The 26,076-nt window shown below is 57.6% G+C and carries 27 protein-coding genes and 2 tRNA genes; 19 read left to right on the forward strand and 10 right to left on the reverse strand.

The window, feature by feature from the left end; translation table 11 throughout:
* The first annotated feature begins 106 nt into the window (after positions 1–106).
* On the forward strand, positions 107–499 hold the full coding sequence (locus LSG43_RS04255) for a septal ring lytic transglycosylase RlpA family protein (protein WP_231801560.1): 393 nt from the start codon (positions 107–109) through the stop codon (positions 497–499).
* 121 nt (positions 500–620) lie between these two features.
* Here LSG43_RS04255 and LSG43_RS04260 read toward each other — a convergent pair.
* A tRNA-Thr gene (locus LSG43_RS04260) sits at positions 621–695 on the reverse strand.
* 427 nt (positions 696–1,122) lie between these two features.
* Between LSG43_RS04260 and murA the strand changes: the two genes are divergently transcribed.
* From murA to LSG43_RS04305, 8 genes are all read left to right on the forward strand, one after another.
* The gene (gene murA / locus LSG43_RS04265; protein WP_231801562.1) at positions 1,123–2,415 is read left to right on the forward strand and encodes a UDP-N-acetylglucosamine 1-carboxyvinyltransferase; all 1,293 of its coding nucleotides are present in this window, start codon (positions 1,123–1,125) and stop codon (positions 2,413–2,415) included.
* Positions 2,416–2,522: 107 nt separating this feature from the next.
* Positions 2,523–2,975, forward strand: a complete 453-nt coding sequence (locus LSG43_RS04270; RefSeq protein ID WP_231801564.1) for a DUF2948 family protein — start codon at positions 2,523–2,525, stop codon at positions 2,973–2,975.
* Positions 2,976–3,007: 32 nt separating this feature from the next.
* Positions 3,008–4,300: a histidinol dehydrogenase gene (hisD, locus tag LSG43_RS04275; RefSeq protein ID WP_231801566.1), complete on the forward strand. Its 1,293-nt coding sequence runs from the start codon at positions 3,008–3,010 to the stop codon at positions 4,298–4,300.
* A 6-nt stretch (positions 4,301–4,306) separates the two neighbouring features.
* Positions 4,307–5,266, forward strand: a complete 960-nt coding sequence (locus tag LSG43_RS16675) for a UPF0262 family protein (RefSeq protein ID WP_439651996.1) — start codon at positions 4,307–4,309, stop codon at positions 5,264–5,266.
* A 173-nt stretch (positions 5,267–5,439) separates the two neighbouring features.
* Positions 5,440–5,658, forward strand: a complete 219-nt coding sequence (gene infA / locus LSG43_RS04290; RefSeq protein ID WP_231801568.1) for a translation initiation factor IF-1 — start codon at positions 5,440–5,442, stop codon at positions 5,656–5,658.
* Positions 5,659–5,677: 19 nt separating this feature from the next.
* Positions 5,678–6,316: a Maf-like protein gene (locus tag LSG43_RS04295; RefSeq protein ID WP_231801570.1), complete on the forward strand. Its 639-nt coding sequence runs from the start codon at positions 5,678–5,680 to the stop codon at positions 6,314–6,316.
* Positions 6,317–6,319: 3 nt separating this feature from the next.
* Positions 6,320–6,532 (forward strand): DNA gyrase inhibitor YacG, encoded by a 213-nt coding sequence (gene yacG / locus LSG43_RS04300; protein ID WP_231801571.1) that lies wholly within the window; start codon positions 6,320–6,322, stop codon positions 6,530–6,532.
* A gap of 155 nt (positions 6,533–6,687) precedes the next feature.
* Positions 6,688–6,763, forward strand: a tRNA-Phe gene (locus tag LSG43_RS04305).
* A 159-nt stretch (positions 6,764–6,922) separates the two neighbouring features.
* Here the strand turns inward: LSG43_RS04305 and LSG43_RS04310 are convergent.
* Together LSG43_RS04310 and LSG43_RS04315 are read right to left on the reverse strand one after the other, a co-directional pair.
* Entirely contained in the window at positions 6,923–7,507 is a 585-nt protein-coding gene (locus tag LSG43_RS04310) for an ImmA/IrrE family metallo-endopeptidase (protein ID WP_231801572.1), read from the reverse strand.
* Positions 7,491–7,856, reverse strand: a complete 366-nt coding sequence (locus tag LSG43_RS04315; RefSeq protein ID WP_231801573.1) for a helix-turn-helix domain-containing protein — start codon at positions 7,854–7,856, stop codon at positions 7,491–7,493. Before LSG43_RS04315 ends, LSG43_RS04310 begins: the two co-directional genes overlap by 17 nt.
* Before the next feature lie 128 nt (positions 7,857–7,984).
* Here LSG43_RS04315 and LSG43_RS04320 point away from each other — a divergent pair, with 128 nt between their 5' ends.
* The 8 genes from LSG43_RS04320 (at position 7,985) to LSG43_RS04350 (ending at position 20,595) form a co-directional block, all read left to right on the forward strand.
* Positions 7,985–8,209: a DUF2188 domain-containing protein gene (locus tag LSG43_RS04320; protein ID WP_231801574.1), complete on the forward strand. Its 225-nt coding sequence runs from the start codon at positions 7,985–7,987 to the stop codon at positions 8,207–8,209.
* Between the two features lie 36 nt (positions 8,210–8,245).
* Positions 8,246–8,497, forward strand: coding sequence for a multiubiquitin domain-containing protein (locus LSG43_RS04325; RefSeq protein ID WP_231801575.1), 252 nt, complete (start codon positions 8,246–8,248; stop codon positions 8,495–8,497).
* Positions 8,457–9,662, forward strand: a complete 1,206-nt coding sequence (locus LSG43_RS04330; protein WP_231801576.1) for a ThiF family adenylyltransferase — start codon at positions 8,457–8,459, stop codon at positions 9,660–9,662. Before LSG43_RS04325 ends, LSG43_RS04330 begins: the two co-directional genes overlap by 41 nt.
* Positions 9,659–10,066, forward strand: a complete 408-nt coding sequence (locus tag LSG43_RS16580; protein WP_500797058.1) for a ubiquitination-like system serine protease family protein — start codon at positions 9,659–9,661, stop codon at positions 10,064–10,066. The genes LSG43_RS04330 and LSG43_RS16580 overlap by 4 nt, the downstream gene beginning before the upstream one ends.
* Positions 10,067–10,310: 244 nt before the next feature.
* A complete protein-coding gene (locus LSG43_RS04335; RefSeq protein ID WP_231801577.1) occupies positions 10,311–13,160 on the forward strand; it encodes an SNF2-related protein in 2,850 nt (949 codons plus the stop codon).
* Positions 13,161–13,187: 27 nt separating this feature from the next.
* Positions 13,188–16,667, forward strand: coding sequence for a site-specific DNA-methyltransferase (locus LSG43_RS04340; protein ID WP_231801578.1), 3,480 nt, complete (start codon positions 13,188–13,190; stop codon positions 16,665–16,667).
* Between the two features lie 3 nt (positions 16,668–16,670).
* Entirely contained in the window at positions 16,671–17,324 is a 654-nt protein-coding gene (locus LSG43_RS04345) for a hypothetical protein (protein WP_231801580.1), read from the forward strand.
* Positions 17,317–20,595 carry a DEAD/DEAH box helicase family protein gene (locus LSG43_RS04350; RefSeq protein WP_231801581.1) on the forward strand — a complete coding sequence of 1,093 codons (3,279 nt, stop codon included), beginning with the start codon at positions 17,317–17,319 and terminating at the stop codon, positions 20,593–20,595. The genes LSG43_RS04345 and LSG43_RS04350 overlap by 8 nt, the downstream gene beginning before the upstream one ends.
* A gap of 82 nt (positions 20,596–20,677) precedes the next feature.
* Here the strand turns inward: LSG43_RS04350 and LSG43_RS04355 are convergent, their stop codons facing one another.
* Together LSG43_RS04355 and LSG43_RS04360 are read right to left on the reverse strand one after the other, a co-directional pair.
* A complete protein-coding gene (locus LSG43_RS04355; RefSeq protein WP_231801582.1) occupies positions 20,678–20,890 on the reverse strand; it encodes a hypothetical protein in 213 nt (70 codons plus the stop codon).
* 75 nt (positions 20,891–20,965) lie between these two features.
* Entirely contained in the window at positions 20,966–21,292 is a 327-nt protein-coding gene (locus tag LSG43_RS04360; RefSeq protein ID WP_231801583.1) for a helix-turn-helix domain-containing protein, read from the reverse strand.
* A gap of 86 nt (positions 21,293–21,378) precedes the next feature.
* Here LSG43_RS04360 and LSG43_RS04365 point away from each other — a divergent pair, with 86 nt between their 5' ends.
* Positions 21,379–21,669 (forward strand): hypothetical protein, encoded by a 291-nt coding sequence (locus LSG43_RS04365; RefSeq protein ID WP_231801584.1) that lies wholly within the window; start codon positions 21,379–21,381, stop codon positions 21,667–21,669.
* 456 nt (positions 21,670–22,125) lie between these two features.
* Here the strand turns inward: LSG43_RS04365 and LSG43_RS04370 are convergent, their stop codons facing one another.
* The 5 genes from LSG43_RS04370 to LSG43_RS04385 all read right to left on the reverse strand — a co-directional run bounded on the left by LSG43_RS04370 (position 22,126) and on the right by LSG43_RS04385 (position 25,595).
* Positions 22,126–22,431: a HigA family addiction module antitoxin gene (locus tag LSG43_RS04370; protein ID WP_231801585.1), complete on the reverse strand. Its 306-nt coding sequence runs from the start codon at positions 22,429–22,431 to the stop codon at positions 22,126–22,128.
* A complete protein-coding gene (locus LSG43_RS16435) occupies positions 22,397–22,663 on the reverse strand; it encodes a helix-turn-helix transcriptional regulator (RefSeq protein ID WP_369412440.1) in 267 nt (88 codons plus the stop codon). Before LSG43_RS16435 ends, LSG43_RS04370 begins: the two co-directional genes overlap by 35 nt.
* A gap of 144 nt (positions 22,664–22,807) precedes the next feature.
* Positions 22,808–24,613, reverse strand: coding sequence for a bifunctional DNA primase/polymerase (locus LSG43_RS04375; protein ID WP_231801586.1), 1,806 nt, complete (start codon positions 24,611–24,613; stop codon positions 22,808–22,810).
* A gap of 53 nt (positions 24,614–24,666) precedes the next feature.
* Positions 24,667–24,900 (reverse strand): helix-turn-helix transcriptional regulator, encoded by a 234-nt coding sequence (locus LSG43_RS04380; protein WP_231801587.1) that lies wholly within the window; start codon positions 24,898–24,900, stop codon positions 24,667–24,669.
* Between the two features lie 194 nt (positions 24,901–25,094).
* Positions 25,095–25,595, reverse strand: coding sequence for a hypothetical protein (locus LSG43_RS04385; protein WP_231801588.1), 501 nt, complete (start codon positions 25,593–25,595; stop codon positions 25,095–25,097).
* 173 nt (positions 25,596–25,768) lie between these two features.
* Between LSG43_RS04385 and LSG43_RS04390 the strand changes: the two genes are divergently transcribed.
* On the forward strand, positions 25,769–26,059 hold the full coding sequence (locus LSG43_RS04390) for an addiction module antidote protein (RefSeq protein WP_231801590.1): 291 nt from the start codon (positions 25,769–25,771) through the stop codon (positions 26,057–26,059).
* The last annotated feature ends 17 nt before the right edge of the window (positions 26,060–26,076 follow it).

The following is a 26,076-nucleotide window of genomic DNA, read 5'->3' on the forward strand; positions in this document are numbered from 1 at the left end:
ACCTGGTGCGACCTTTTGCCCATAGATTTTGGGGTTGAGCTCCAAATGTCGTCACAACTTCTTGTAGAACGCTGGCCACATCACAACAATATCAGGCTAGCAACACATGAAGATCAAAAAGACGGTCGCAATTTTGGCGATCACCCTTGCTTGGGCACTTCCTCTCTACTCTCCTGCCGCATCCGCGGCCGAGCCTTCTCAGATTGTCCAAACCGTAAATGGCGTCGCGTCGTGGTATGGCGGCCGGTTCCATGGTCGTCTCACCGCCAATGGCGAGCGGTACAATATGTATGCGCTGACCGCAGCGCACCGCTCGCTGCCTTTCGGCACCCAGGTGCGTGTGACCAATCACACCAACGGCCGCAGCGTTATCGTGCGGATCAATGATCGCGGGCCTTATGTCGGCAATCGTGTGATCGATCTGTCCCAGCAGGCTGCAACTGAAATCGGCATGGTCAATGCCGGCGTCGCCAATGTGACCATCGACATCCTCGGATAGTTTTTCCCCCAGAAGAGAGGCGGGATGATTCCCGTCTCTCGCGGCGGTCCGATCCCGGATCCGCTGCCTTGCGGCGACACGCTCACCCAGGTGGCATCGTTTAGAAATGACGAAGGGGAAATGGTGCTGCTGGAGAGATTTGAACTCTCGGCCTCTCCCTTACCAAGGGAGTGCTCTACCCCTGAGCTACAGCAGCTTGGAACGGCGCATGATTGCGCCCCGCAAGGCGGCGGCGCCGATGCGCGCTTCTACTGCCACAGACCCCTTATGGACGCAAGGGCAAAAAACTGCGATTCTCCGGGCAATGAACAACCCCGTTTCTTCGCAAAATGACGAACCCTGACCGCAATCAAAGATTGGCCGCAAAGCTTCGTGAAAATCTCAGGCGCCGCAAAGCGCAGGCCAAGGCGCGCGCGACACACGAGACTGACGACAAAGTGCTGGGGAAAGACGATGACGCGCAAGCCGGGCAAAAATCCAGCGAGACTTCGCGATAGCAGGACCTCCCCCGATCTCTGACGGTTTCTTGCAGCCGCCGATACGCTGCGGTACCAGAGCGTTTGCACTGGCGCCTGCTGCTTTCTTTTTGATTCGCGCCGCGCGCGCATTCTAGGAGTACCACCATGGACCGGATTCGCATTGTCGGCGGCAACGCCCTGAACGGCGAGATCGAAATCTCGGGCGCCAAGAACGCCGCTTTGCCCCTGATGATCTCCGCGCTGTTGACCGACGAGCCGGTCTCGCTTTTGAACGTGCCGCGCCTTGCCGACGTCAAGCAGCTCGAACGCATCCTCGAAAATCATGGTGTCGACATCGCCGTTCACGGCCGGCGCCGCGGCGACAGGGAAATGGGCGGCCAGCGGATAACGATTACCGCCGGGGACATCGTCGATACGACGGCGCCTTATGAGCTGGTGTCGAAAATGCGTGCGAGTTTCTGGGTCATCGGCCCGCTATTGGCGCGCGAGGGCCGGGCACGCGTATCGCTGCCGGGCGGTTGCGCGATCGGCACCCGTCCTGTCGATTTCTATCTCGACGGCCTGCGTGCCCTCGGAGCGGATATCGAAATCGATGGCGGTTATGTGGTCGCGACGGCGCCGGCCGGGCGGCTCAAGGGCGGCCATGTCGTCCTGCCCAAGGTGTCCGTTGGCGCGACGCATACGCTCATGATGGCTGCCTCGCTTGCGGAAGGCACCACGGTGATCGAGAACGCCGCGCGCGAGCCCGAGGTGACCAACCTCGCCGAATGCCTTGTTTCGATGGGCGCGAAGATTGCGGGCATTGGCACGGACCGGATGGTGATCGAAGGCGTCGAGCGTCTGCACGGCACAAGCCATGAGGTGCTGCCCGACCGTATTGAAACCGGCACCTACGCCATGGCGACGGCCATGACCGGCGGCGACGTCCTTTTGCGCGGAGCGCGGAGCGAACTCTTGCAGGCTGCGCTCGATTCGCTTGGCGAAGTCGGCGTCTCGATCAGCCAGGAAGACGATGGGCTGCGCGTCAGGCGCAATGGCAACGGGCTTACTGCGATCGACGTCGAAACCCAGCCGTTCCCCGGCTTCCCCACCGATCTGCAGGCCCAGTTCATGGCGCTGATGACGCGCGCCAACGGTACCTCCGCGATCCGGGAAACGATCTTTGAAAACCGCTTCATGCACGTGGCCGAACTCGCCCGTTTCGGTGCCGATATCCATGTCGACGGGCAGACCGCGACGGTTAGAGGTGTGCCCGAACTGAAGGGGGCTCAGGTGATGGCGACGGATTTGCGGGCTTCCGTCTCGCTCGTCATTGCCGGCCTCGCCGCGCGGGGGGAAACGGTCGTCAATCGCATCTACCACCTCGACCGGGGCTTTGAGCGTCTCGAAGACAAGCTCAGCCGCTGCGGCGCTGAAATCGAGCGCGTCACCGGTTAAGCACCAGGCGATTTGTCCCTCGCATCGGACACAAGGACACGCTAGGAAGGCGTGGCCTTGCAGGCCCATGCCGTATACCCCAGATATGCGGCATGCCCGATGTGCAAATGTCTGATGCCAAGGATGCCATGACCGACCTCAAGCTGCTCGCTCTCGATAGTGAAGACCTCGATGTGCTCTCCGCACACCTGCAGGACGCCGTGGTGCGGGTGGGCGACATGGGTTACGCAAAGGCCGACCGGCGTTTCGTGCTCCTGATGAATCGCTTCGCCTGGGAAGCCGGCGATTCCCGCGGCCGCGGCCAGCGCAAGCGCGCGGGGCTCCATTTCGATTACGTCACCAACGCCCATGCGGAGGGTTTCGATATCCGGGCCAAGGATGGCGTACTCGAACTGCTCGCCGTGCGGTTCCTCGCCGGCGACGAGCCCGCAGGGCAGGTGCTGCTGACGTTCGCCGGCGGTGCGACCGTCAAGCTCGACGTCGAATGCCTCGAAGCACGCCTCAAGGATCTGGGCGGCGTCTGGGCCGCCAAGGCTCAACCCCGGCACGAAGTCGATTGACCATTCGTGCAGGCGAGGCTATTCGCCGGTCTATGACCGTTTTTCTCGACACGGCCGATCCCGGCTTCGAACGCGCCTTTGCCGACCTGCTCGGCTCCAAACGCGAATCCTCGGTGGAAGTCGGCGAAACTGTCGCGTCCATCGTCGCGGACGTGCGTGAACGCGGCGATGCAGCGCTGATCGAGCTCACGAAGAAATTCGACAGGCTTTCCCTTACGCCCGAGACGCTGCGGGTTTCCAAGACCGAGATTGAAGCGGCCTGGGACGCGACGCCGCCGGAGGTGCGCGAGGCGCTGGAATTCGCCCACCGACGGATCACCGCGCACCACGAAAAGCAAAAGCCGCACGATCATATCTATACCGACGAAATCGGCGTGACGCTGGGCACGCGCTGGACGCCGATCGAGGCGGTGGGGCTCTACGTTCCCGGCGGGCTGGCGTCTTATCCCTCTTCGGTGCTGATGAACGCGGTGCCGGCGAAGGTCGCGGGCGTTGAGCGGCTGGCCATGACCGTGCCGGCGCCCGGCGGCGAGATCAACCCGGCCATTCTTGCAGCGGCCAGAATTGCCGGCGTCGATGAAATCTATCGGGTCGGAGGTGCTCAGGCGATCGCCGCATTGGCATTCGGCACCGATACGATTGTACCGGTCTACAAGATCGTTGGACCGGGCAATGCCTATGTCGCCACCGCAAAGCGGCAGGTATTCGGCGCGGTCGGCATCGACATGATTGCGGGGCCCTCCGAAGTGCTCGTCATAGCCGATGAGACCGCCAACCCCGCCTGGGTCGCCGCCGATCTTCTCGCACAGGCCGAGCATGGCGCCGGAGCGCAGTCCATCGTGATGACGACCAGCCGCGAACTCGCTGGCGCGGTCGTCGCGGAAGTCGGCCGTCAGGTTGCCACGCTACGCGCGCCGGACAACGCTCGCGATGGCTGGGAAGAATTCGGCGCGGTGATTGTCGCGCGCGACCTCGATGAGGCTGCGGACCTGGCAAACCGCGTCGCCTCCGAACACGTCGAACTGGCTGTCGACGACCCGCAGGCGCTGATGCCAAAAATCCGAAACGCGGGAGCGATTTTTCTTGGTCACCACACCCCCGAAGCCATTGGCGACTATGTGGGTGGTTCCAACCACGTGCTACCGACGGCCCGATCGGCGCGTTTTGCTTCCGGACTTGGCGTGCTCGACTTCGTCAAGCGAACCTCCGTACTGGGATGCACGCCCACAGCGCTCGGCGCCCTGGCCGACGCAACGGTCACCCTCGCCGAAACCGAAAGACTCGAGGCGCATGGCCGCTCCGTCTCCATAAGGCTGAACCGGTAAGGCGCGATGGATAAGCGGGCGTTCGATGCAAAGACCGACAGGATCGTCACGGTCACGCTCGACCCCAACACCATCACTTCGGTCGATCCCGACGAAGTGCACGAGTGGCGCATTGCGACTTACGATCTCGTTGATACGAACAAGTTCTACCCCGCCCGGGTATCCGCCAAAGGGCCGTATGCGCTGCACCTTTCGATCATCGGCAACCATGTCGTTCTCGATGTGCGCGATCCTGTGGATTTCAGTCCCATCGCCGCGCACTACCTTTCGCTGACCCCGTTCCGTGGGCTGATCCGTGATTATTTCCGTATCCGCGAGAGCTATTACGAGGCGATCCGTTCGGCCTCGACCTTCCAGATCGAGGCGGTGGATATGGGCCGTCGCGGCCTGCACAATCAGGCCGCGGAGCTTCTCATCGAACGGCTCGATAACAAGCTCGTCATGGATCTCGAAACGGCACGGAGGCTCTTCACGCTCATCTGCGCCATTCAACCCTACGCCGCCCGCGTATCCGAGAGGGACAGCGAGCTGCCTACCGTGCTTTTCGTCTGCTCGATGAATTCGGTACGCTCGCCCATTGCGGCGGCGCTGGCGCGCAAGCACTTCCCGGGCCGGCTGATCGCCCGCTCGGCGGGTGTGCGTTCGGGCAAGGCAGACCATTTCGTCCATCAGGTGATGGAGGAGATCGGCATCGACATGTCGGTCCACACGCCCCATACGATGGACGAACTCATGGCCAGCCGGTTCGATCTGGTCGTGACGCTCGCCCCGGATGCGAAAAAAGCCGTCCTCGAACGCGGGTTGGAGGCTGGCGAGATGCTGCACTGGGACATTCCGGACCCCTCGGAAGTCGAGGGTCAGCGCGCGACGGTTCTGGCTGCCTATCGCGATTTGCGCGAGGATCTGGACGCGCGGCTGCTCAAGACGCTCCCGCAATTTCTCGCAGGCGCGGGACAGGAGGTCTGACCCCTTTTATTTGCGGGCAATTCCGTTTAGTTTGCGCGCCAAATCGCCGCCAGGTGGAATAGCCAGGCTGCGGGCATCGCGCTATACGCGGTGCCCGGCATTTTTTGTTGGATCGCGGTCGCGGCCAAGCACGTGCGTTTTCTGCTTGCCGACCGCCATTGTCAGGAGACCCAATGGCAAAGGAAGAAGTGCTCGAATTCCCGGGCGTTGTTGTCGAATTGCTTCCCAACGCAACCTTTCGCGTCAAGCTCGAGAACGATCACGAAATTATCGCCCATACGGCCGGGCGCATGCGCAAGAACCGCATCCGCGTTCTGGCGGGCGACAAGGTTCTTGTCGAGATGACGCCTTACGACCTGTCCAAGGGCCGCATCACCTACCGCTTCAAGTAGGCGCAGGCAAGGAGGCGACATGCGGGCAGCCCGTCCCGAACTCATTCTGGCCTCGGCCTCCCCGCGCCGGCTCGCCCTGCTCAACCAGATCGGCATCGAGCCCGATCACCTCATCCCCGCCCATGTGGACGAGACCCCCGAGCGCGGCGAACTCCCGCGCCGGCTGGCGCAGCGCCTCGCCCACTCAAAGGCCGTCGCGGTGCAGAAAAAGGCCAAACAGGCCGGGATGGCCGCCGGCGCCATCGTTCTGGCCGCCGACACGGTGGTGGCCGTCGGCCGCCGCATCCTGCCCAAGGCCGAAACCATGGACGAGGCTGCCGACTGCCTCAAGCTGCTCTCGGGGCGGGCCCACCGGGTCTTCACCGGCATTTGCGTCCTCTCGCCGGGCGGTCACGCGCACCAGCGCGTCGTCGACACGCGCATCCGGTTCAAGCGGCTCTCGAACAAGGATATCGAGGCCTATCTCGCGTCGGGCGAATGGAACGGCAAGGCCGGCGGTTATGCCATCCAGGGGATCGCCGGAGCCTTCGTGCTCAAGCTTGGCGGTTCCTATTCCGCCGTTGTCGGCCTGCCCCTTTATGAAACGGTGACGCTGCTCTCCGGTGAAGGCTACCCCGTCCAGTTCGGCTGGCTCAACCCGGTCGCAACCGGAGCCTGATCCATGCCCGACAATGTAACCCGGCTGCGCAATCCCAAACCCTGCCCCATCTGCGGCAAGCCATCGGTGCAGGCTTATCATCCCTTCTGTTCGACCCGCTGCGCCGATCTCGATCTCGGCCGATGGCTCAAAGGCAGCTATGTCATTCCCGGCAAGTCGTTGACCGAAGGGCTCGAAGACGACGAGACACCCACCTTCGAGGACGACGACGAATAAAGGTCTGAAGGCGGAGCGCGGCCCGTCCGCGTACGTGTTGTGAAAAGTTCAAAATGCCGCGATTTTTCTCATCGCGCCCGCTGGACAGGCCCCTGCCAAGCCCCTATAAACCGCCCGACCAACACGCGCTGATGCTTTCACACGGCGCTTTGGATGCCCAGGTAGCTCAGTTGGTAGAGCAGCGGATTGAAAATCCGCGTGTCGGTGGTTCGATTCCGCCCCTGGGCACCATTTTTCTTTAATGGAATCAGCGAGTTGAGTTTCAGGAACCGTTACGCTCGGGCGGGTGATATCGCACCGGGTGTCATTTTGGGTAACAGTGGCAAGCGCTAGGGCAGGTTGGACTAACTCGGAACCAAGCACATCGCTTGTCTTCTGCAGCGGCATCCTTCATTCGGCGGCAGTCCCATACTTCCTTCGCGTGTTCTTTGCGGCTCGAAAGGCATCAGTTACTTGTGCGCGAAACCGGTACAAGCTCTCGCTTACACCGTATTCATCTCGAACGGCTTCAATTGGCATTCCGTTGAGAATGACGTGAATCAAAGCTTTTTTAGGCAGCAAAAGTGTCGCCCCTAGCCACTTTGCCTCCTCTTCTATAGCACGATCATAGTCACGTTCGCCGTTGGCTTTGATAGGTGCCGTTAGAGTGTGGCCGAGCACAATATGCGCGAGCTCATGGGCGATATCTGAGTTTTGTCGCCTTGGGTGATGAAAGTCGTTGTAGACGATTTCTTTGTAAGTTCCGTCGTTTATGGTCACGCCTGAAAAGGTATCCTCGCCATTAGTTTGCCAGAACGTCTTTATTTCATCCGGGACGCCATCATGTGTGGAAAGCGGCCTCACAGGTATTTCGAGATGTTCGGCGAGCGTTTTAGCATGCATCGGCGCATGTGGTGCTAAGGACAGTTCCTTGCGGAAGACGGAGGCATAAAACTCCGACTCGGACTTAAAGCCGTGTCTAAACTTGTTCGTCACGACGCTTCCTCATCTCTTCATAAAGGGAGATGATCATTCGTTCCATCATAGCTGACCCCTCCTTGCCCAATTCGCGATCTGCCCGTAGCAGCGCCGTTATCTCCGCAAGCGTCTCCGGCCTACTGGGAGCCTCTCCTTCTCTAAGGTAAAAACTCTTCACGTCGATGCCTGACCATGAGGCGAGCGCCGCAAGGCTATCAACGTCGGGCCTCTTCCCTTGACCCATTCGCGTTAGAGTGGAGGGGGAGACGCCGGTTTTCTCAGCGACCTTTTTCCATGTGATGCCCTTTGCGTTTCGATGAGCGTCAAGCGCAGCATAGAAACCTTCCGCATCAAAAAAATTCGACATATGCTCCTCGATTGCGTTCTTGCAATTATCCTCGAATCGGGTATCGTTCGGGAAATTGCAATCTAGCAATTGCAGGTCAAAGTCGCAATGGGTCGCGTCGGGCGACCAGTCTGGTGAAGGGAAATCAAATGGCTGGGAAGAACCAGTATGTCGTAAGAAACGGCACAAATTGGGGCGTTCGCGGTGAAGGCAATGCACGCCTCACACGGACCTTCGAAACGCAACGCGAAGCCATCGAACATGGCCGCGAGATTGCGCGTAGTCAGGGCTCTGAGCTTCGCATTCAGGGGCGCGACGCCCGGTTCCGCGAAGCGTGGAGCTATGGCAACGATCCTTTTCCACCGAAGGGCTGAGATCGAGAAGCCCCACACTACTACGAGGTAACAACCATGGCCGGAAAGCCCGAGAAAACTGTCACCATCACGGTCAACCAAGATGATCATGATGTGCCCAAGGAGAAGATCTCGTATGACGAGGTTGTAGCCCTTTACCTATCCGACGGCGGGGCAGGGTCCACCGAATACTTGATCAAGTATTCTCGTGGTCATTCCAACAATGTGAGCGGGACACTCGCACCTGGTAACGAGGTAATGGTGAAAGATGGAATGCGGTTCAGAGTTTCGGGTACTGGCGAGTCGTAATCCGTTCGTTCAGGACCTAGAAGAGCAAGGTTATCTGGTTGATTTCATCGGGGGATACTTCCTGATCTATGGCCTGCCCTATCTCAATGATAGGGGCGAACTTGCACATGGCGACTGGGCAAGTCCGGTTGATTTGTCCGCCGAAGGACTTCTCGATCCACCGAAGGATCACCAGGCTTGGTTCCGAGGGGGGCGCCCGCATGACCAGAATGGTCGCCAACTGCGGCTTGGCGGTGGGGCGAACAAAATCAAGGTCGGAGAGGGCTTTGAGACAAACTATTCGTTCTCCTATAAGCTGCTCGACGCAGCTGGGCGGGCACGCCCATACGCCACTTTCGGAGAGAAAGTGCAGACCTATCTAGACACGATCACTGGTCCCGCATTGGCAGCGTTTCCGGACGCGACGCCACTGGGAGCCATTAAGGCGAAGGCCGCAGAGCAAGGTACGCCACTGCGCTTCCCCGATACGTTGTCCTCAAGGTACCACATGAACGACTTGTCGCGGTTGCTCGAAGGCAAGAGGGTCGCGATTGTTGGGCTTGGTGGGACAGGCTCATACATCCTCGACTTTATTGCGCGCACTCATCTCGCTGAGATTACCTTGTTCGACGACGATAAAGTGCACGTGCATACTATCTTCCGCTTTCCGGGGTTCATTTCGGGAGCGATCGGTATGCTCAAGGTCGATGCCTTATTTAGGCACTATGCAAACTGGCATTCCAACATCACGGCCGTCCCCGAGCGAGTCACAGAGGCAAACATTGATCGGGTCCAGGGTTTTGACTTCGTGTTCCTGGCGATTGATCATGGTCCATCTCGCATTTTCATCGCCGATTGGCTCAGCAGGAATGATATTCCCTTTGTGGATTGCGGTATGGGGCTGAACCGGGCGCCAGTCGGCTTGAATGGCGTGGTCAGAGTCACTGGCGCTGATCGCGCGGCTTATGAGGCCACGGCGCGAACAGTTTTCCTCCCTGGCGACGATCCGCAAGGTGGCGAATATCGTCGGCAAGGCCAGATCGCCGAATTGAACGGCCTGAACGCAGCGCTGGCAGTGGTCAGGTTTAAACAGCACTTTGGAATCTATGACCGCCTGGATGAAGCGGCATCGACCATCTTTGAAACGTCTTCCTTTGAAATAGACAGGTCGGAAGTTACGCCATGAGATATCGTTATCAATTGGTGGACCGTATCCCGAAGCAGATGCAAGAAGGCGTCGTCTACCACACCGAGGAGTATGAACTGGCCGGGTTGCTGTGTGCCTGCGGCTGTGGTCATCGTGTCACGCTTCTGGTCCCCGATAGTCACCAAGTTTGGGACGAAGGTGGGTACGCAACTATCCGACCTTCGGTTGGGGTTTTCGACGCGCCTTGCAAGTCGCACTACATTATCAGCACTGGCAGCGTTCAATGGCTCCCCGCATTTACGGGGGACCAAGCGGCAAACATTATGCATGCGCAGATCGCGCGGCACGTTGTGAGAGACGCCAAGCCGGCCACATGGTGGCGACGCGCCAGCGCTACAGCGTTCAGACTGCTCAACAAGTTGTGGAGCCTTTTCACAAGGTAATGCTCGCACCCTTCTGACCTGCATAAATATGCGGTTGGGCAATAGTTTTCTGTCAGCCCACGGATGCAGGTGTCGCCGTCCCTGGTGGTTGAAACGCGAAACGCTCGGTGACCATGGATCAATGTTCCCTCTGATCCCGGTCCCCATTCACACAGCTGCCACGCTCGCCTTGGTGCATTAAGTGTCAGGTCCACCTAGTATAACCATCGGCTTTGATTGATTCTTACTAGGGGCGGAGAGTTTTTTGACAACGGCATTTCACGCGAAGCTTTTTGCGCATGAGTTGAGTAAGCGGCATTCTGTGGCGGATTCGGAGAAGCTCGCTGGTGCTCTTTTGGATGCCCAGGTCGATTTGAACCCGCACCAGGTTGAGGCGGCGCTGTTTGCGTTCAAATCGCCATTGGCCAAAGGTGCAATCCTCGCGGACGAGGTCGGACTCGGCAAAACGATCGAAGCTGGGTTGGTTCTTGCACAGAAGTGGACAGAGCGTAAGCGTCGTATCCTCGTCATCACGCCCGCGAACTTGCGCAAGCAGTGGTCACAAGAGATTGAGGAAAAGTTCTTCCTTCCAACGATGATCCTCGAGGCCAAGAACTATAACAAAATGGCCAAGGATGGTGTGCGCCGCCCATTCGAGCAGAAGAAGCTGGTCATTTGTTCTTTTCAGTTTGCCGCCCGCCATGCCGATGAGTTGATGACCATCCCGTGGGACTTGGTCGTCATCGATGAAGCCCATCGGCTCAGAAATGTTTATCGACCGGACAACCGGATCGGTCGTGCACTGAAAGATGCATTGGCGAACGTTCCTAAAGTTCTGCTGACGGCGACGCCACTTCAAAACTCCCTGATGGAGCTCTACGGGCTTGTCAGCCTGATCGACGACTACACATTCGGCGATGCGAAGAGCTTCCGAGCCCAGTATTCACGCCTTACCGGAGATGGGCAATTCGACGAGCTAAAAGGGCGTCTGGCCCCCGTTTGTCATCGCACCCTGCGCCGCCAGGTACTCGAATATATACGCTACACCAATCGCATCCCGATCACTGAGGAGTTCGTTCCGAGCGACGCGGAGCAGGCATTGTACGACATGGTGTCAGAGTATCTCCGCCGACCAACCCTCCAGGCGTTGCCAGCCAGTCAACGAACGCTGATGACGTTGATTATGCGTAAGCTCTTGGCTTCCTCAACCTTCGCCATTGCTGGTGCACTCGATTCCCTCGCCCGTAAGCTTGAGCGCCAGCTTAAGGACGACAAGAACCTTCGGGAAAAGCTCGAAGAGGAGTTGTCGGAAGACTACGAAGAATATGAGGAGACGGCCGATGAGTGGTCGGACGGCGAAGGTGAACCGGAGCTTCTTACCGCTGAAGACGTTGCCGTCATCAAGCAGGAGATCGCCGATCTTCGTGAGTTCCGTGACCTTGCCGTCTCAATCTCGGAAAATGCAAAAGGGCAGGCGCTATTAAGCGCCCTACGCGCAGGATTTGCGAAGACCCAAGAGCTTGGTGCCGCCGAGAAGGCCATCATCTTCACCGAGTCTCGCCGGACGCAGGAATATCTGGTGAGGCTGCTTTCGGAGAACGGCTACAACGACAGGCTCGTGCTCTTCAACGGGTCTAATAGTGACCCGCAGTCTAAGGCCATCTATGGGGCGTGGCTCGAGAAGCACAAGGGAACCGATCGCATTACGGGTTCCCGCACCGCTGACATTCGCGCCGCGCTAGTCGAGTACTTCCGTGAAAATGCGTCGATCATGATCGCGACAGAAGCTGCAGCCGAAGGTATTAATCTGCAGTTCTGCTCCATCGTCGTAAACTACGACCTTCCATGGAATCCTCAACGGATTGAGCAGCGCATCGGGCGCTGCCATCGGTATGGGCAGCTCCACGACGTTGTCGTCGTCAATTTTCTCAACAAGAAGAATGCCGCTGACCAGCGCGTCTATGAGCTGCTAGCGGAAAAGTTCCAGCTATTCTCCGGCGTGTTCGGCGCGTCGGACGAAGTGCTTGGAGCGATCGAGTCTGGCGTGGATTTCGAGAAGCGGATCGTCTCAATCTATCAGAATTGCCGCTCGACCGAGGAGATCGAAACGGAATTTGAGCTACTGCGTGCCGAGATGGACGAGAACATCAACGCGGCGATGGAGGATACCCGGCGCAAGCTGCTCGAGAACTTCGATGCCGAAGTCCACGATCGTCTCAAGATTAATTTGGATAAGAGCAAGGAGTATATTGGCCGATACGAGCGCATGCTGTGGGCGCTAACTCAGCATGAGCTGCGCCAGTATGCTCGCTTCGATAACGAGCATCTTACTTTCACGCTAACCCGAGCGCCGGAGGATGTGGACGTCCCGACCGGTGGCTACGGTATCGCCAAGAACGGCCTGAGTGAGCACAGATACCGCTTGGGACACCCACTGGCACAGCATGTTGTCGCCAAGGCATGCAACCGCGATCTCGAAGGCGCAACTATCGTATTCGACTATTCCGGTTGGCCTGCCAAGGCGGTCAGCATCGAGCCCCTGGTCGGTCGCTCCGGCTTCCTTTCTGTCCGCTGCCTTAGCTTTTCAGGCTTTGATGAACAGGACCATATTCTGTTCGCTGCGAGGACGGATGATGGAGAGGACGTCGACCCCGACATCATACGGCGCTTATTCGATATGCCGTCCCGTTTAGCCGAGGGCGACATCGGGAGCGGGAGTGCTGGGCTAAACCTCGTTTTGGCTGAACGTGAGCGCGACGTGATTGAAGCGTTGAAACGTCAGAACGCCCGATGGTTCGCCGATGAAAGCCAGAAGCTGGAAAAGTGGGCAGAAGACAAGGTTTTCGCGGCCGAAAAGGAACTGAAGGATGCTAAGGCTCGCGTTCTGGAACTTAAACGCGAGGCGCGCACGGCTGAGTCACCTGAGCAACAGCACCGCATCCAGAATCAGATACAGGAGCTGGAGAAGTCAAAGCGTCGGCTGCGCCAACGCATCTTTGAGGTCGAAGACGAAATTATCGAGGAACGGGATCAGATGATCGCGGACCTTGAAGCGCGCCTCAAACAAGATATCAGCAAACAAGAGCTCTTCACCGTCCGATGGACAGTCGCGTGAGCTGCGAAAATCGGGGGATACCACCATATGCCGAACGTCGAGAAACAAAGAGAACGCCTGGTCAGCCTGCTGAAGGAGCTGTTCCAGCTCGATCAGCCTGACCTGGATTTCGGCTTCTATCGCATCATGCATGCGAAGGCCGGTCAGGTGACGAAGTTTCTCGAGGAGGACCTGCTGGGCATCATCCGCGATGCCTTCGGCGAGGCGGACGGTGCCCGTGTCGAGCAGGCGAAGGCGGCCTACGCCGCCGCGCGCAAGCAGGCTGAGGAATTCGGCGCACCCGATCCTGATGCCGCTCCGAAGGTGAAAGAGGCCAAGGCGGCCTTGGATGCGGCCAAGGACAGCGGCAGCAACGAAGGCGACGTCTACGACCACCTCTACCGCTTCTTTGAGCGCTACTACGACAGCGGCGATTTCATGAGCCGCCGCTATTTTGCGCGCGAGACGGACGGCAAGGCGGCACCCTATGCTGTCCCTTATGATGGGCGTGAGGTCTATCTGCACTGGGCCAATCGCGACCAGTACTACATCAAGACGTCCGAGTACCTGACCAACTTCACCTTCGATCCAACCCAGGCGAAGGAATTCCAGGCGCATCACGGCGCGCTGGTCGAGCAGAAGCCCCTCAAGGTCCACTGCCGGATTGTCTCGGCATCCGAGGGCGAGCACAACAACGTCAAGGCGTCCGAGCAGACCGAACGCTATTTCATCATCCACGAGCCGGAGCCGGTGAAGATCGAGACAGGCGACACCGGCGAGCCGGAGCTGGTGATCCAGTTCCAGTACCGCCCGGACCCGGAAAAAGTCGGCCAAGAGGGAACGTGGCGCAAGTCGCGCCTTGCCGAGGCTGCCCAGAAGGTGAAGGCGCAGCTGCCCACGCTTGAGGGCGCGGGCGACTACGTGACCGCGCTGATGACGCCGGCGCCGACTGAGGCAGAGAAGGATCGGACGCTGCTGGAGAAATACCTGGCCCAGTACACCGGCCGGAACACGATGGACTACTTCATCCACAAGGATCTGGGCGGTTTCCTACGGCGCGAGCTGGACTTCTACATCAAGAACGAGGTCATGCGGCTGGACGATATCGAATCCTCCGATGCGCCGCGCGTGGAATCCTATTTGGCCAAGGTCAAGGTGCTGCGCCGCATCGCCCAGCACCTGATCGATTTCGTCGCCCAACTGGAGGACTTCCAGAAGCGGCTTTGGCTGAAGAAGAAGTTCGTCGTCGATACGCAGTACTGCATCACGCTCGACCGCATCCCCGAGGAGTTCTATGTAGACATTGCGGCCAGCGAGGCACAGCGCGAGCAGTGGATAGAGCTCTTTGGGATTGAGGAGTTCCAAGGCTACTCATCCCCTCTTTCAGAAGAGTTCCTAAGACACAATGACAGATTGCCTGTCGACACGGGGCTCTTCTCAACGGATTTTCGTGACCGTCTGATCTCTGAAATTGACGATGTTGACGGAGTCACAAACGGACTTCTTCTCCATGGCGACAACTTTCATGGAATGAGGCTCCTAACCAAGAAGTATGCGGAAAGCGTGAAGCTGGCGTACCTCGATCCGCCCTACAACACAAACGTCAGCGCTATTCCCTATAAGAACAATTACCGACACTCATCTTGGGCATCGATGATGCAGGATAGGCTCGGTGAAATTAAGAAGGCATTGCAGCCTGCGTCGGCGGTCTATGTAAGCATCGACAAGAATGAACGAAACTCGCTTGAAGGCGCCATGGATAGTGTCTTTGGGAAAGAAAACAAGATTGAGGAGCTGATCTGGTCACAGAACACAAACGATGGCCGCTCGCCCAGATTCTCGACTAATCACGAATATGTAGAAGTTTATTCGAAGTCTCGGCCCGCCGCAGAGGCTGATGTCCGTATGTTCCGTGAGCCGAAGCCTGGATTCTCGGACGTAATGGATTTGATTAAGTCAATTGAGCCCGAATATCCTTCGATTTCGGAAATCCAGAACGCTCTGTCGGATTTGTACGCCAAGCGGAAAGCGGAGTATAAGGCGCAGATCTTGGCAGAAGGACTGGACTGGGAGACAGAAAAGCGGAACGACGAATGGAAGGGGTTGTATCCATATAGATTCGCTGAGTACCGGGACGCGTCTGGTCGCTACGTCGAGGAATCCCGAGCGCGGGACGCCGAAGCTTCAATATGGGTATTTCGCGAAAGCGATTGGACCATAATGGAGTCCGATCAAAAACAATCTGCCACCACCAAGGATCCGGAGCACCCCAACTACCGCTATTATGAGGTGCACCACCCAGTTACGGGGAAGCCATGTGCGATGCCCTCTCGTGGCTGGAAAGGAACAAAATTCCGCGATCCCGACTATCCCGACAGGAACTCTCTAGAGTCTCTTATGGCCGATCATCGCATCGCATTTGGTGAGGATGAGAATAAAGTCCCTCAGCAAAAACGTTTTCTTCATGAAGTAGAAACAAACGTGGCGAAAAGCATCTTTGTTGATTACTCAGATGGCGAGAAAGAGACGTCCCAGCTTTTTGGGAGAACTGGAGTATTCCTTGCGCCAAAGCATACCGGATTTGTGTCGCGCTTCATTCGGCAGGTGGCCGAAAAAGAAGATATCGTCATTGATATTTTTGGAGGCTCAGGGAGCACCGGGGGCGCTGTAATTCAGTCAAACAGAGAAGATGGTGGTGTTCGAAAGTATATTTTGATGGAGGCGAATACGTACTTAGACAACATTATTATTCCGAGAATAAAGAAGACCGCCTTTGCATCGAAATGGCAAGGTGGCAAACCAAAGTCCAAGGACAGCCTAAGCCAAATTGTCAAGTATATGAGGGTAGAGTCCTACGAAGATGCACTTAACAATCTGGCGCTCCGGCCGAACGGAAGCCTTGCTTCGGTAACTAGCGATTTCTCCCGCGACTACATGCTGCGCTATTGGCTCGATTTTGAGACCAAGGGTAGCCCGTCGCTCTTGAACATCGAAGATTTTTCCGACCCTACAAGCTATACACTGAAAGTGAAGCAGGCAGGCACGGATGCCAGTGTCGATAGAACCGTCGATTTGGTCGAGACGTTCAATTGGCTGATCGGCCTCCATGTCGAGCATCTGGACCGATGGCGCGGTTATGACGCCGCCTTCAAGCGTGAGGTCGATCCCGAGCTGCCGGACGACGCGAACACCAGACTGATGCTCGACGGGGCGCTGAAGGAGACCGACGACGGCGCCTGGCGCTTCCGCAAGGTCGAGGGCTACACCCTGCGCACCCCTGGGGATCACAACGACCGGGAGAAGGTGCTGGTCGTCTGGCGCAAGCTCACTGGCGATCTCGAGCAGGACAACCTGATGCTGGACGAGTGGTTCCGGAAATACCGCCTCTCTGCGCAGGACACCGAGTTCGACGTGATCTACGTGAACGGCTCCAACAACCTGCCCAGTCTCCTCCAGGCCGACGAGACCTGGAAGGTGCGCCTGATCGAGGAGGCCTTTCATCAGGCGATGTGGGACGTGGAGGGCTAGGCGTTGGTGGAGGTTCCGGAACAATCTAACCAGCCAATTGCAGAAGCGGGCAAGAGCACCGTGGATGCTGCCAACCCGCTGTTGGATCTTCTTTCTCAAGTGCTGGCAGAAGTCTGGGCAGTGGTTGCTGCGGCTGTGCTTGGAGCAATCGGATGGTTCGGAAAATCGGCATTTGATGGGTGGCAGAAGTCACGGTTGCCTTACAAGCAAGATCGGGACCGTTACCAAGCCGTCATCGAGGCGGTCGACCCGGCGCATCTTCATTATTTCAAGGAGACCCCGCTCAACTTAATTGGGAGCAGGGCTGTTGATGGGATAGATGATGGGTACGAGGCAATGTCATCGATCCGGAAGAGCAGGCCAATATACTTACACCGAAAGCTTCTGCCGCTTGAAGAGGAGCTCTTTCTAGCACTCGGAGAGTTATGCAACTTCCTTCCAAAAAAACTTTTCCCGCATCGCATGAACGCGCACGTCTACACGATGTACTGGGATCAGTTCGATGAATGGAGTGATGAGCACAATCGACGTTTCATGGCAATAAAAGACGAACTTTTTCAAAAGATTGACCGTTCTATTCGTGCCTATGAGGCCTATCGGGACGCTGGCAACCGGTTGTTTGCGGACAGGCTCGTGAAGGAGAAGCCCGGTGGCTAAGGCTACAAAGCAAAAGCAACTCCCCTTCGGCCACAAGTTGGTGCTCAACCAATGGATCGTCAGCTTGTTCGGTTTCGATCCGCTGAAAGATCACAAGGACGGTAAGCGCACCCTGCGGCCGGTGCAGCCGTTGGCCAAGACTGTGAAGGATGCGCAGGAGGGCATGACACCCGAAAACCTGCATCACTTCTACAAAACGCTTGATGTTCACCTGCAGGAGGGCGCGCAGATCACCCGGGCCGACCTGCTGCGCTACGAGCACAACATCGTTAGCCACACGCTGGCGATCAACGAGAAGCGCGACCGGCCGATCGTCTGGAAATATTACCAGTGGCTCTCTCTGCTGTTCGCCGAGATTTATCTCGACCGCTTCTTCGCCGACCGTGAAAGGCTGCTTGAAGCGTTGAACGACTATGTCGTTGCCTTCAACACCTACTGGACTGGTGAGGGCTACGAAACGGGCATCACGCCCTACGAGCTCGAAGACCTGAACAAGCTCTGCCTCCAGAACGCGACGGGATCGGGCAAGACGCTGCTGATGCACGTGAACTTCCTCCAGTTCCGGCACTACGCGGCGAAATCGCCCCTCAAGCACGACCTGACGCGGACAGTGCTCATCACGCCCAATGAGCAGCTTTCCCTTCAGCACGCGCGCGAGATGAAGGGCAGCAATATCGTCGCGGCGCGCCTGCTGACCGACAGTGGCGATCTGTTGTCGTCGGGCAAGAACGGGCTGCGCCAGGTGGACTTCACCGAAGTGACCAAGCTCGGGGACACCGACGGGCCGAACGTCATTGCGACGCGCAATCTGGGCGACCAGAACCTGCTGCTCGTTGACGAAGCTCATCGCGGCATGGGTAGCCAGGAAGAGCGCGGCTGGTTCCGAAGCCGCGCCCGCCTGTCCGAGAAGGGTTTCGTCTTCGAGTATTCGGCGACGCTGAAGGAGGCTGTTTCAGCGGCAAAGCGCGCGGAAATCGAGGCGTCCTACGCGAAAACGATCCTGTTCGACTACTCGTACCGGTATTTCTACGAGGACGGCTATGGCAAGGACTACCGCATCTTCAATCTTCCGCGGACCTTCTCCCAGCTTGAGTTCTCTTACCTGACTGCGTGCCTTCTGAGCTTCTATCAGCAGCTGAAGCTTTACGAGGACAAGCACGGCATTTATGCGCCCTACAACATCGAGAAACCGCTCTGGGTTTTCGTCGGCTCCAGCGTGACCAAGGCGGTTGAACGCAAGAAAAACAAGAAAACCGGCGCAATTACAGTGAGTATAGACGAGACGGTCTCGGACGTCGGCAGAATTCTCGCCTTCATCGCGAAGTTCCTGAAGAGCGAGGGTACGTCGGCCGCTGAGATCGAGCGGATTCTTACCGGCAACGCTCAGGAGACCGGTCTGCTCGACGAGAACGGCGGCGACATCTTCGCCGGGGGTTTCGTCTACCTTCAGCAGCTCATGCTTCGGGAAGGCTGGAAGCCCGGCGACCTGTTTCGCGACATTCTCGAAAAGCTCTTTCAGAACCGGGCCGGTGGTGAGTTGTCGATCGCCCGGGTCAAGGGCGACGAGAACGAGATCATGCTGCGTGTCGGCCAGGCCGAAAAGCCTTTCGGACTCATCAACGTCGGCGATGCATCTGGCTTGGCGACCCATATCGCTGGGCAGGAGTTCGACAACGTCGCGGTCCTGGAATCCGAGTTTGCCGAAACCATGTTCGGTCAGATCAACCTGTCGACCTCGCCCGTGAACCTGCTAATTGGTTCCAAGCGCTTCGTGGAAGGCTGGGATTGCTGGCGCGTCAGCACGCTCGGCCTTATGCATGTCGGCAAGAGCGAGGGCTCGCAGATCATCCAGCTTTTCGGTCGCGGCGTCCGGCTCAAGGGGTATGACTGGTCGCTCCAGCGCAGCGGCTTTGCCACCCCCACCCATCAACCGGAGCTCATACAGTACGTCGAGACGCTGAATGTCTTTGGGATCGAGGCCGATTTCATGGAGCGCTTCCGAAAGTTCCTTGAAGAAGAGGAGCTGCCGCGAAACGATCAGAAGCAGGTGTTCACAGTCCCCCTGACCGTCACCTACGATTTCGGGCAGCGCCTCAAGGTCCTGCGCCCACGCAAGAAGCGGGACGATGGTCGGGAATATGACTTCAAGAGAGACGGCGCTGTGCCTGCGTTGACGATTGTACCAGACAAGATACGACACAAAGGCGTCGCCATAGACTGGTACCCCCGCATTCAGTCTCTGGAGTCCAAGAAAGGCACAAAACTTGGGAGCAAGGAAGAAACCGTCTTCGATGACGGCCACCTCTCGTTCCTGGATTATGATGACCTGTTCTTCCGGCTTGAAAAGTTTAAACGTGAGCGCACCTGGCACAACCTCAATATCTCCAGGCCAATGATCAAAGCGCTCCTTGCGGATCGAACCTGGTACAAGGTCGTGGTCCCGTCGGGGAAGATGGGGTTCGGCGATTTTTCTAATGTCGCCCTTTGGCAGGAGATGGCAGCTGAGCTTCTGCAAAAATTCTCTGAAGAGTATTACAACTATTGCAAGGCTGCGTTCATCGAACCACGGCTCGAGCTCCGGGAGATTGAGGCTGGCGATGGAAGCCTACCGGAAGCCGACGAGTACCAACTGATCGTCGATGCAAGCGAAGCGGCTCTCATCAACGATATTCAAAGCCTCACCAATGACATAGCCGCACGGAAATCTGGGGTTCTCCGAGCTGGTGACCTGAAGGGCTGCCTCTTCGGTTCTCATCTCTACGAGCCCGTGCTTCATGCTGCTCAGGGGAGCAGGGTTCAAATTGCGCCCGTATCTCTGAATGATAGCGAATTCCAGTTCCTCGATGACCTGCGCCTCTACATAGAACGGGATCAAGCGAGGTTAGCGTCCGAAGGAATTGAGTTGTTCCTGCTCCGTAACGAGAGCCGAGGACGAGGGGTAGGTTTCTTCGAGGCGGGGAATTTTTATCCCGATTTCTTGTTGTGGCTCGTGAAAGACGGAAGGCAACACCTGGCCTTTGTTGAACCTCACGGCCTTCAGCATGAAGGGCCTGGCCACAAGAAGATCGAGTTCCATCAGGTCATCAAGGACATACAGGCTAGGCTTGCCAGTGAAAACGTCGTCCTGAACAGCTTCATCGTCACACCAACGCGGTTCGGCAAGCTGAACTGGGGTAAGACGATCCAAGAGCTGGAAGACATGCACGTTCTCTTCATGGAAGATCAACGCGATACATATGTGAGGTCGATTATTAGTCGGATGGTCGCCTAACAGAGCCTTGAGTGTGACAAATAAGCCCGCCCCTGCAAATCTTGGCGAGGGGCGGGTAAGCGATGGTACTAGCTACAAGACGTTAGTTCTTGAAGGCTTGCCGCGCCTCCTTCTCTGCGGCCGATCCTTTCGCCCACTGCCAGGGTGTGCGGGGCTTGTGCATCTTTGCCAGCTCGGGGTTCTTCTTTGCATCGCGGGCGGCAGCGCGCAGGCGCTCGCGAGCGTCACGAGGGTCAACCTTCAACTCGGCGCAGAGCTGCTTGAGCGTGACGATTTCAGGGGTCTTGTCAGTCATTGATCGTCTCCTTTGGTTTCAAGACGATCCTTCTATTAAGATAGCCAATACGGGCGTGTCAGGGAAAACCCTAGATCAACCTGATCGCAATTTTACGATCGCCTCCGCACATGCCGCCAAGATCTCCCGGTCGTCATTGCCTAGCGCGGCCACGGCGGAATTGATCTTGGCGCGTAGCGCATCACCACCGTTGCTTCCGATCTCCTCAAATCCCAAAAGCACATTTGGCGTTGTTTCCAGAACGCGCGCGATGCGGACAAGTGTCGCGAGGTCCGGTTCACGTCTGCCGCTGACGTAGTTGCCATACCGACGCTCTGTAAGCCCCGCGCGTCGAGCAACTTCGGCGTTGGAAATTCCCAAATCCGCCGCGCGTCTTCTGAGGGTATCTGAAAATGAATCCATAAGAACAAAGTGTTCCTGACAGACACCACGGGTCCATGTACAATATGGCGGCATAGAAACCGACAGATCGTGGTCCCATGGAAAGCATGCTCGAATTCATTCGATCCTATCCGGCTGTTCCGGTTCTCGTTGTGCTCGTTGGTGGGGTTGCAGTGTGGCACGTGTGGGAATTCCGCATTCGCCCCCTGTTTATTCCGAAACCCGAAATCGATGCGGTTGTGGATGCACTGATCGAGAAGCACGGCCCAGACGCCGAGGATTGGGCGCGTGGTTACGAAGAAGAAGGTTGGTACAGGTCGGACACCTACTTGCAGGGAAAATGGCGACGGGTACGCCGTGAGCTTTGGCGGCGATACGAGGCAGGCGAATGGGATTAGCATCTGCAACGAACCGATCCGGCAGGCGGACTTCCGCGCGTACGGCCGCGTTGGAATGGCACTTGGAGAAGTGCCGGTCAGGAGAACAAGTAGAACACCTCGATGTCCGCGTGGGCCTTTGCACGCGCCACGGCGGCGATTGCACGCCAATGCCGAGGGCGACTGCCGGTGCCAGGGAAACAGCGCCTCATGGCTCGATTTTGAGCACTTTCAGCGCCTATATGTTACCCGATGGATGGTGTTCCCGTCATGTTCGGGTCGGACCGATTGTAAACGTTCGACTTTCGGCCGCCACGATCGGCACGACGGCTTGACGATATATCAGCGTGTCGGTCTTGGGACTGGCTCTGCTGGGAGATGCGATCGATTGAAGAGGGGAATGGGGGAAGGCGTTTTTATGAGCGATCTCTCCGGGCGCGGACAAGCGGGCATAGAGGCTGCCAAGAGTTTGATCCGCTAGCCGCTACCCGATTCGTCTCTTGGCTTAATGGTGCTCAACTCGTCCTCGATTTCGCGACGCCTCCACATTAGGTCGAAATCCACCTGCAGTCCGAGAAAGAAGCCCTCAGACATGCCCAAGTAGCGTGCAAGGCGTAAGTCGATGTCGGCAGTCATCCGGCGCTTGCCTTGTACAATTGCGTTGATGCGGCGCGACGGTACGTGCACGGCCTGGGCAAGCGCAATCTGGCTGAGGCCCATCGGTTTTAGGAATTCCTCCAGCAGGATTTCACCGGGGTGTGGGATCGGTAGTTCCTTGGTCATCACGCTCCGCCAGCTTCCTTTCAATATGCGCGTGGATTTCTGCGCCGACCCACGCGACGCTTCCGGGTGAAAGATATACTCGCCGGGGGAACCGGCCAGCTGCCTCCTGCCGCAGCAACGTGGAATTTGAGAAGGTGATGCCCAGCCGCCGGAGATCGGCCCGCGTGTAGAGGATCTTCTGAGGGACTTCAGCCTGTTTCATACTCGCTATCCTTCTGTTGTTGCGTGGCATTTCATAAGATAGCGGGCGGCGTACGGGAACAGCGCGAGACCTCTGTTCACCGACCAGCACTTGCTCAGAATTGCACTACGTAAGCGAATTGTGAGCAAGTGGACGACGGAAAAAGTCGGGCGTAGTGGCCGTGCGATTTCGGAGTCAGGAATTACCGCCGGTCGGCAGATCGTCGTTATCCGGAAGACGCCACATCGAACGCCCCTTCTCGCCCTTGAATTTGACGATGCCGAGTTCGCTTTCCGCCCGGCGCAGCGTGGCGAGCGCTATCCCCCTGGGTTCCGCCATGCGTTCGAGCTTGCGCTTCTCTATCGGTCCGGCTGAGAGAGCTTGCCGCAGAAAGTCCTTCGCAAAGTCCCGCTCAGTGCTGGGGCGTCCACGCTGCCCCTCCGGCTTGTCTACGATGTCGTATTCGCTAAGGTCGGGCCGGAGGTCGTGCCAGACGACCTTGGAGGGCTTTCGCTCTCCGGTACTCGCCAACTCGAACACGATGCTCGGTCCTTGCATGGAATAGTTGGCCTTAGCGTGTGCGACGAGGCGCAGATCGCCGTCCTCGGGATGCGTGCCGAGCATCAGAGCCGACCGTACCCGCGCGGCAAGCGCGATCGAGCCAACGCCGCGGTGCATGGGCGTGTCGGTCTTGGCCTTGCGGAAGTGGCGCACAAGCAAGATGCAGGTATCAAATTCACGCGCCAAGTAGTCGAGCTTTACGATGAAGCGCATGGTATCGTTGGCACTGTTGCCGTCGATGTCGGAGTCCATGTAGGCGATGACCGGATCGATAACGACCAGAGCAGGGCGATGCGCCTCGACTTCTTGGCGGAGTAGGAACATGCCCTTGTCGTCGAGGGTAAAGGGCTGGTTCTGGAACCGGATGCGCGAAACGTCGGCGCCGTTGGCCACTAGCCTCGGCTTCAACGCCCGAGCCGCATCATCTTCCGCAGAGAGAAACAGAACATTGCCCTGTTCAATTTCAGTCAGGAAGGGTGGCGGTTTTCCGGTCGTCACCGCCGCTGCCAGCGCTGCCGTAAACGTGGATTTTCCTTGCCCCATATGGCCGTCGAGCAGATTGGCAGCACCACGTACCAGGTAGGGATAGGCAAGATATTGAACGTCTTCCTCCTCGATATCGGCCAAGGACAGGAAGGCATCCTCGCTGCCGACCTCGTAGCGCCCAACGCTTTCGGCGATCTTCGCAACTTCGCTATCTGGAAGAGGTGGGGTGCAGACTTCACCGTTTAGAGCCTGAAGCACTCTTTCGAGCGCATTCTCGGCCAAGCCGCGATACCGCAGGAATCCCGCAAAACTCGTTAGTATGGAGTTTCGTCCGCCCTGGCCTACACGCAATGTAGATTCCGAAAAGTTCACGGTACGTGATGCTGATTCCGGGGCGGCGAAGAAGTCCTTGGGTAGTGTCGCAATTCTGCGCGGACCAGACCGATTCCAACGGTAACGCTTGCCACCCGCATGGTCGCTAGGCGACGTAACGAGGTATCCGTTGCCGGTCTTGATATCGATACCGTCGAGACACGGCAAACGGTCGGGCAGCGGTCCGTCGTATCGGAAATAGTAGTGCGCTCCGCGACCCGTATTGACGTGCGCTGTCTTCGGTAGCCGCAACGACCTATACGTCTTCGCGCCTGTTAGGCCATCGACATCGAGCACCACGAGTCCCTCGGGCGGCACAATCGCCAGATTGGCGTCTGGGTACCGCCTGAAAGCACGTCGGATTCTCGGGCTACTGGTGGTCGCACTCTTGTGCCCGTTTGGAAAGGCAAGGCCGATAGGATGCTTGCCAGCATTTCCGCAATCCGGATTGCCGCAATCGCATACGCCATTGTCGACACCCCAAACGGCAAGAACGCGCACGCCACGCTTTGCCCATGCGAGCGCTGCTTTTTCTGCAGACGAGGAAAGTAGATCCCCGTCGATGCGATCCGTGATCGTCATCGCTCGTGTTCCTTATTTGAGTGACAGAAATAGAAGAGAGACGCTGAGGCCCCTCAGTCATGGATCGGATATTCCCGCGACTGGCGCTCAGCCGCCTTTGCTTCGAGGAATTCGAGTATCTCGTCCTCGAACCAGGCTATTCGCTGTGGTGAAAGATAAAGCCGCCTCGGGAAGGCGTTTTTTGCCTCAAGCCGATAGATGTGCTCACGGCTCCACGGAATGCCCATGGCTTTCAGCTGTTTATAGTCTACGAGACGGCGGGCTACCCCGCCTTGAATCGCGCTCATTTGATCACCTCCTTTCACGATGTGGACAGGAAGGTGGCGCAGTTTTTCAGGCTTGAAATCGTGGTTTATTTCATTGCTGGGGACGATTTTCGGGATAATTTTGGACGCCCAGGTTTGTCCCAATTAACGCCAGACAACTTGATGGCTTCAGTCCATGCGTCGTGGAACGGTTGCTTGCCGATCTGAAACCGTCGTTAGGCTTTAGCGAACAACTCCGCCTTGGTTGGGCGCTTGCTATCAGTCGGATGGTTGACCATCAGGTCCCGCAACCAGTCGCGGCACTGCCGGTAGCGCTCATCTGAGGACAACGTGCCCGTCCGAGTGTGACGATACCTTTGCAGGAAATCAGCAAGCTCCTTCGCATTGACGAAACACCTGAAGGCCTCGCCCGGCCATCTACCCAATTTTATCGTGTTACTCTCTAGGTCGATCTTTGAAGCGAAGTGATAGAGATCCTTAGGGTCGAGGGGAATGCGCTGATCGTGGTCTTCGAGATGCACGGTCACCTCGGTACTGTCGAGCACCTTCCGCAGGTCTTTATAGACCTCCCCAAGAGTGCTATCCACCTTTCGGTCGCGGTCGAGGATAGCGTCGTGCCAATCGTCCCCTAGCAACTCACGCCCGATCTCGCGGGCGGTGTCACGCAAGCTCAGCCAGGTTTGGTTGGTTAGCGCTCCGGGCATCAAGAAATCCATCCAATGATCCCGGCGAGTTTCTACAAAGTCTGCCGGCTTCTCAAGATGCGTGCGCCGTTCTGTTCGCAGCAGCCCTGTTGCTCTCGGTTGCGAAGGCTTGCTTTGCATCTCTAAAGTTGACAGATCGTGATTTTTAAATCACAGATCGATTTGGCCGCATGGAAAGATTGAAAATGGCAGAAAAGTTCTACGATTATGATCCTGCCGATGCGCTGAAGTCGGACGAGGCGATCGAAATCTTTCTTAGCGATGCCTTCGAAAGTGGAGATGCTCACTATATCGCGAAAGCCCTGGGTGTGGTCGCGCGCGCAAAGGGCATGACCAAGATTGCGCGTGAGACCGGACTGGCACGGGAACAGCTATATAAGTCGCTTAGCGAGAACGGTAATCCGACGCTGGAAACGACGCTGGCGGTGCTAAAGGCGATCGGTTTCGGAATCACAGGTAAACGTCACGCGGCATAGCATGGCGTACCGAAGCC

The organism is Pelagibacterium xiamenense, from assembly GCF_021166475.1.
GTDB classification, from domain to species: domain Bacteria; phylum Pseudomonadota; class Alphaproteobacteria; order Rhizobiales; family Devosiaceae; genus Pelagibacterium; species Pelagibacterium xiamenense.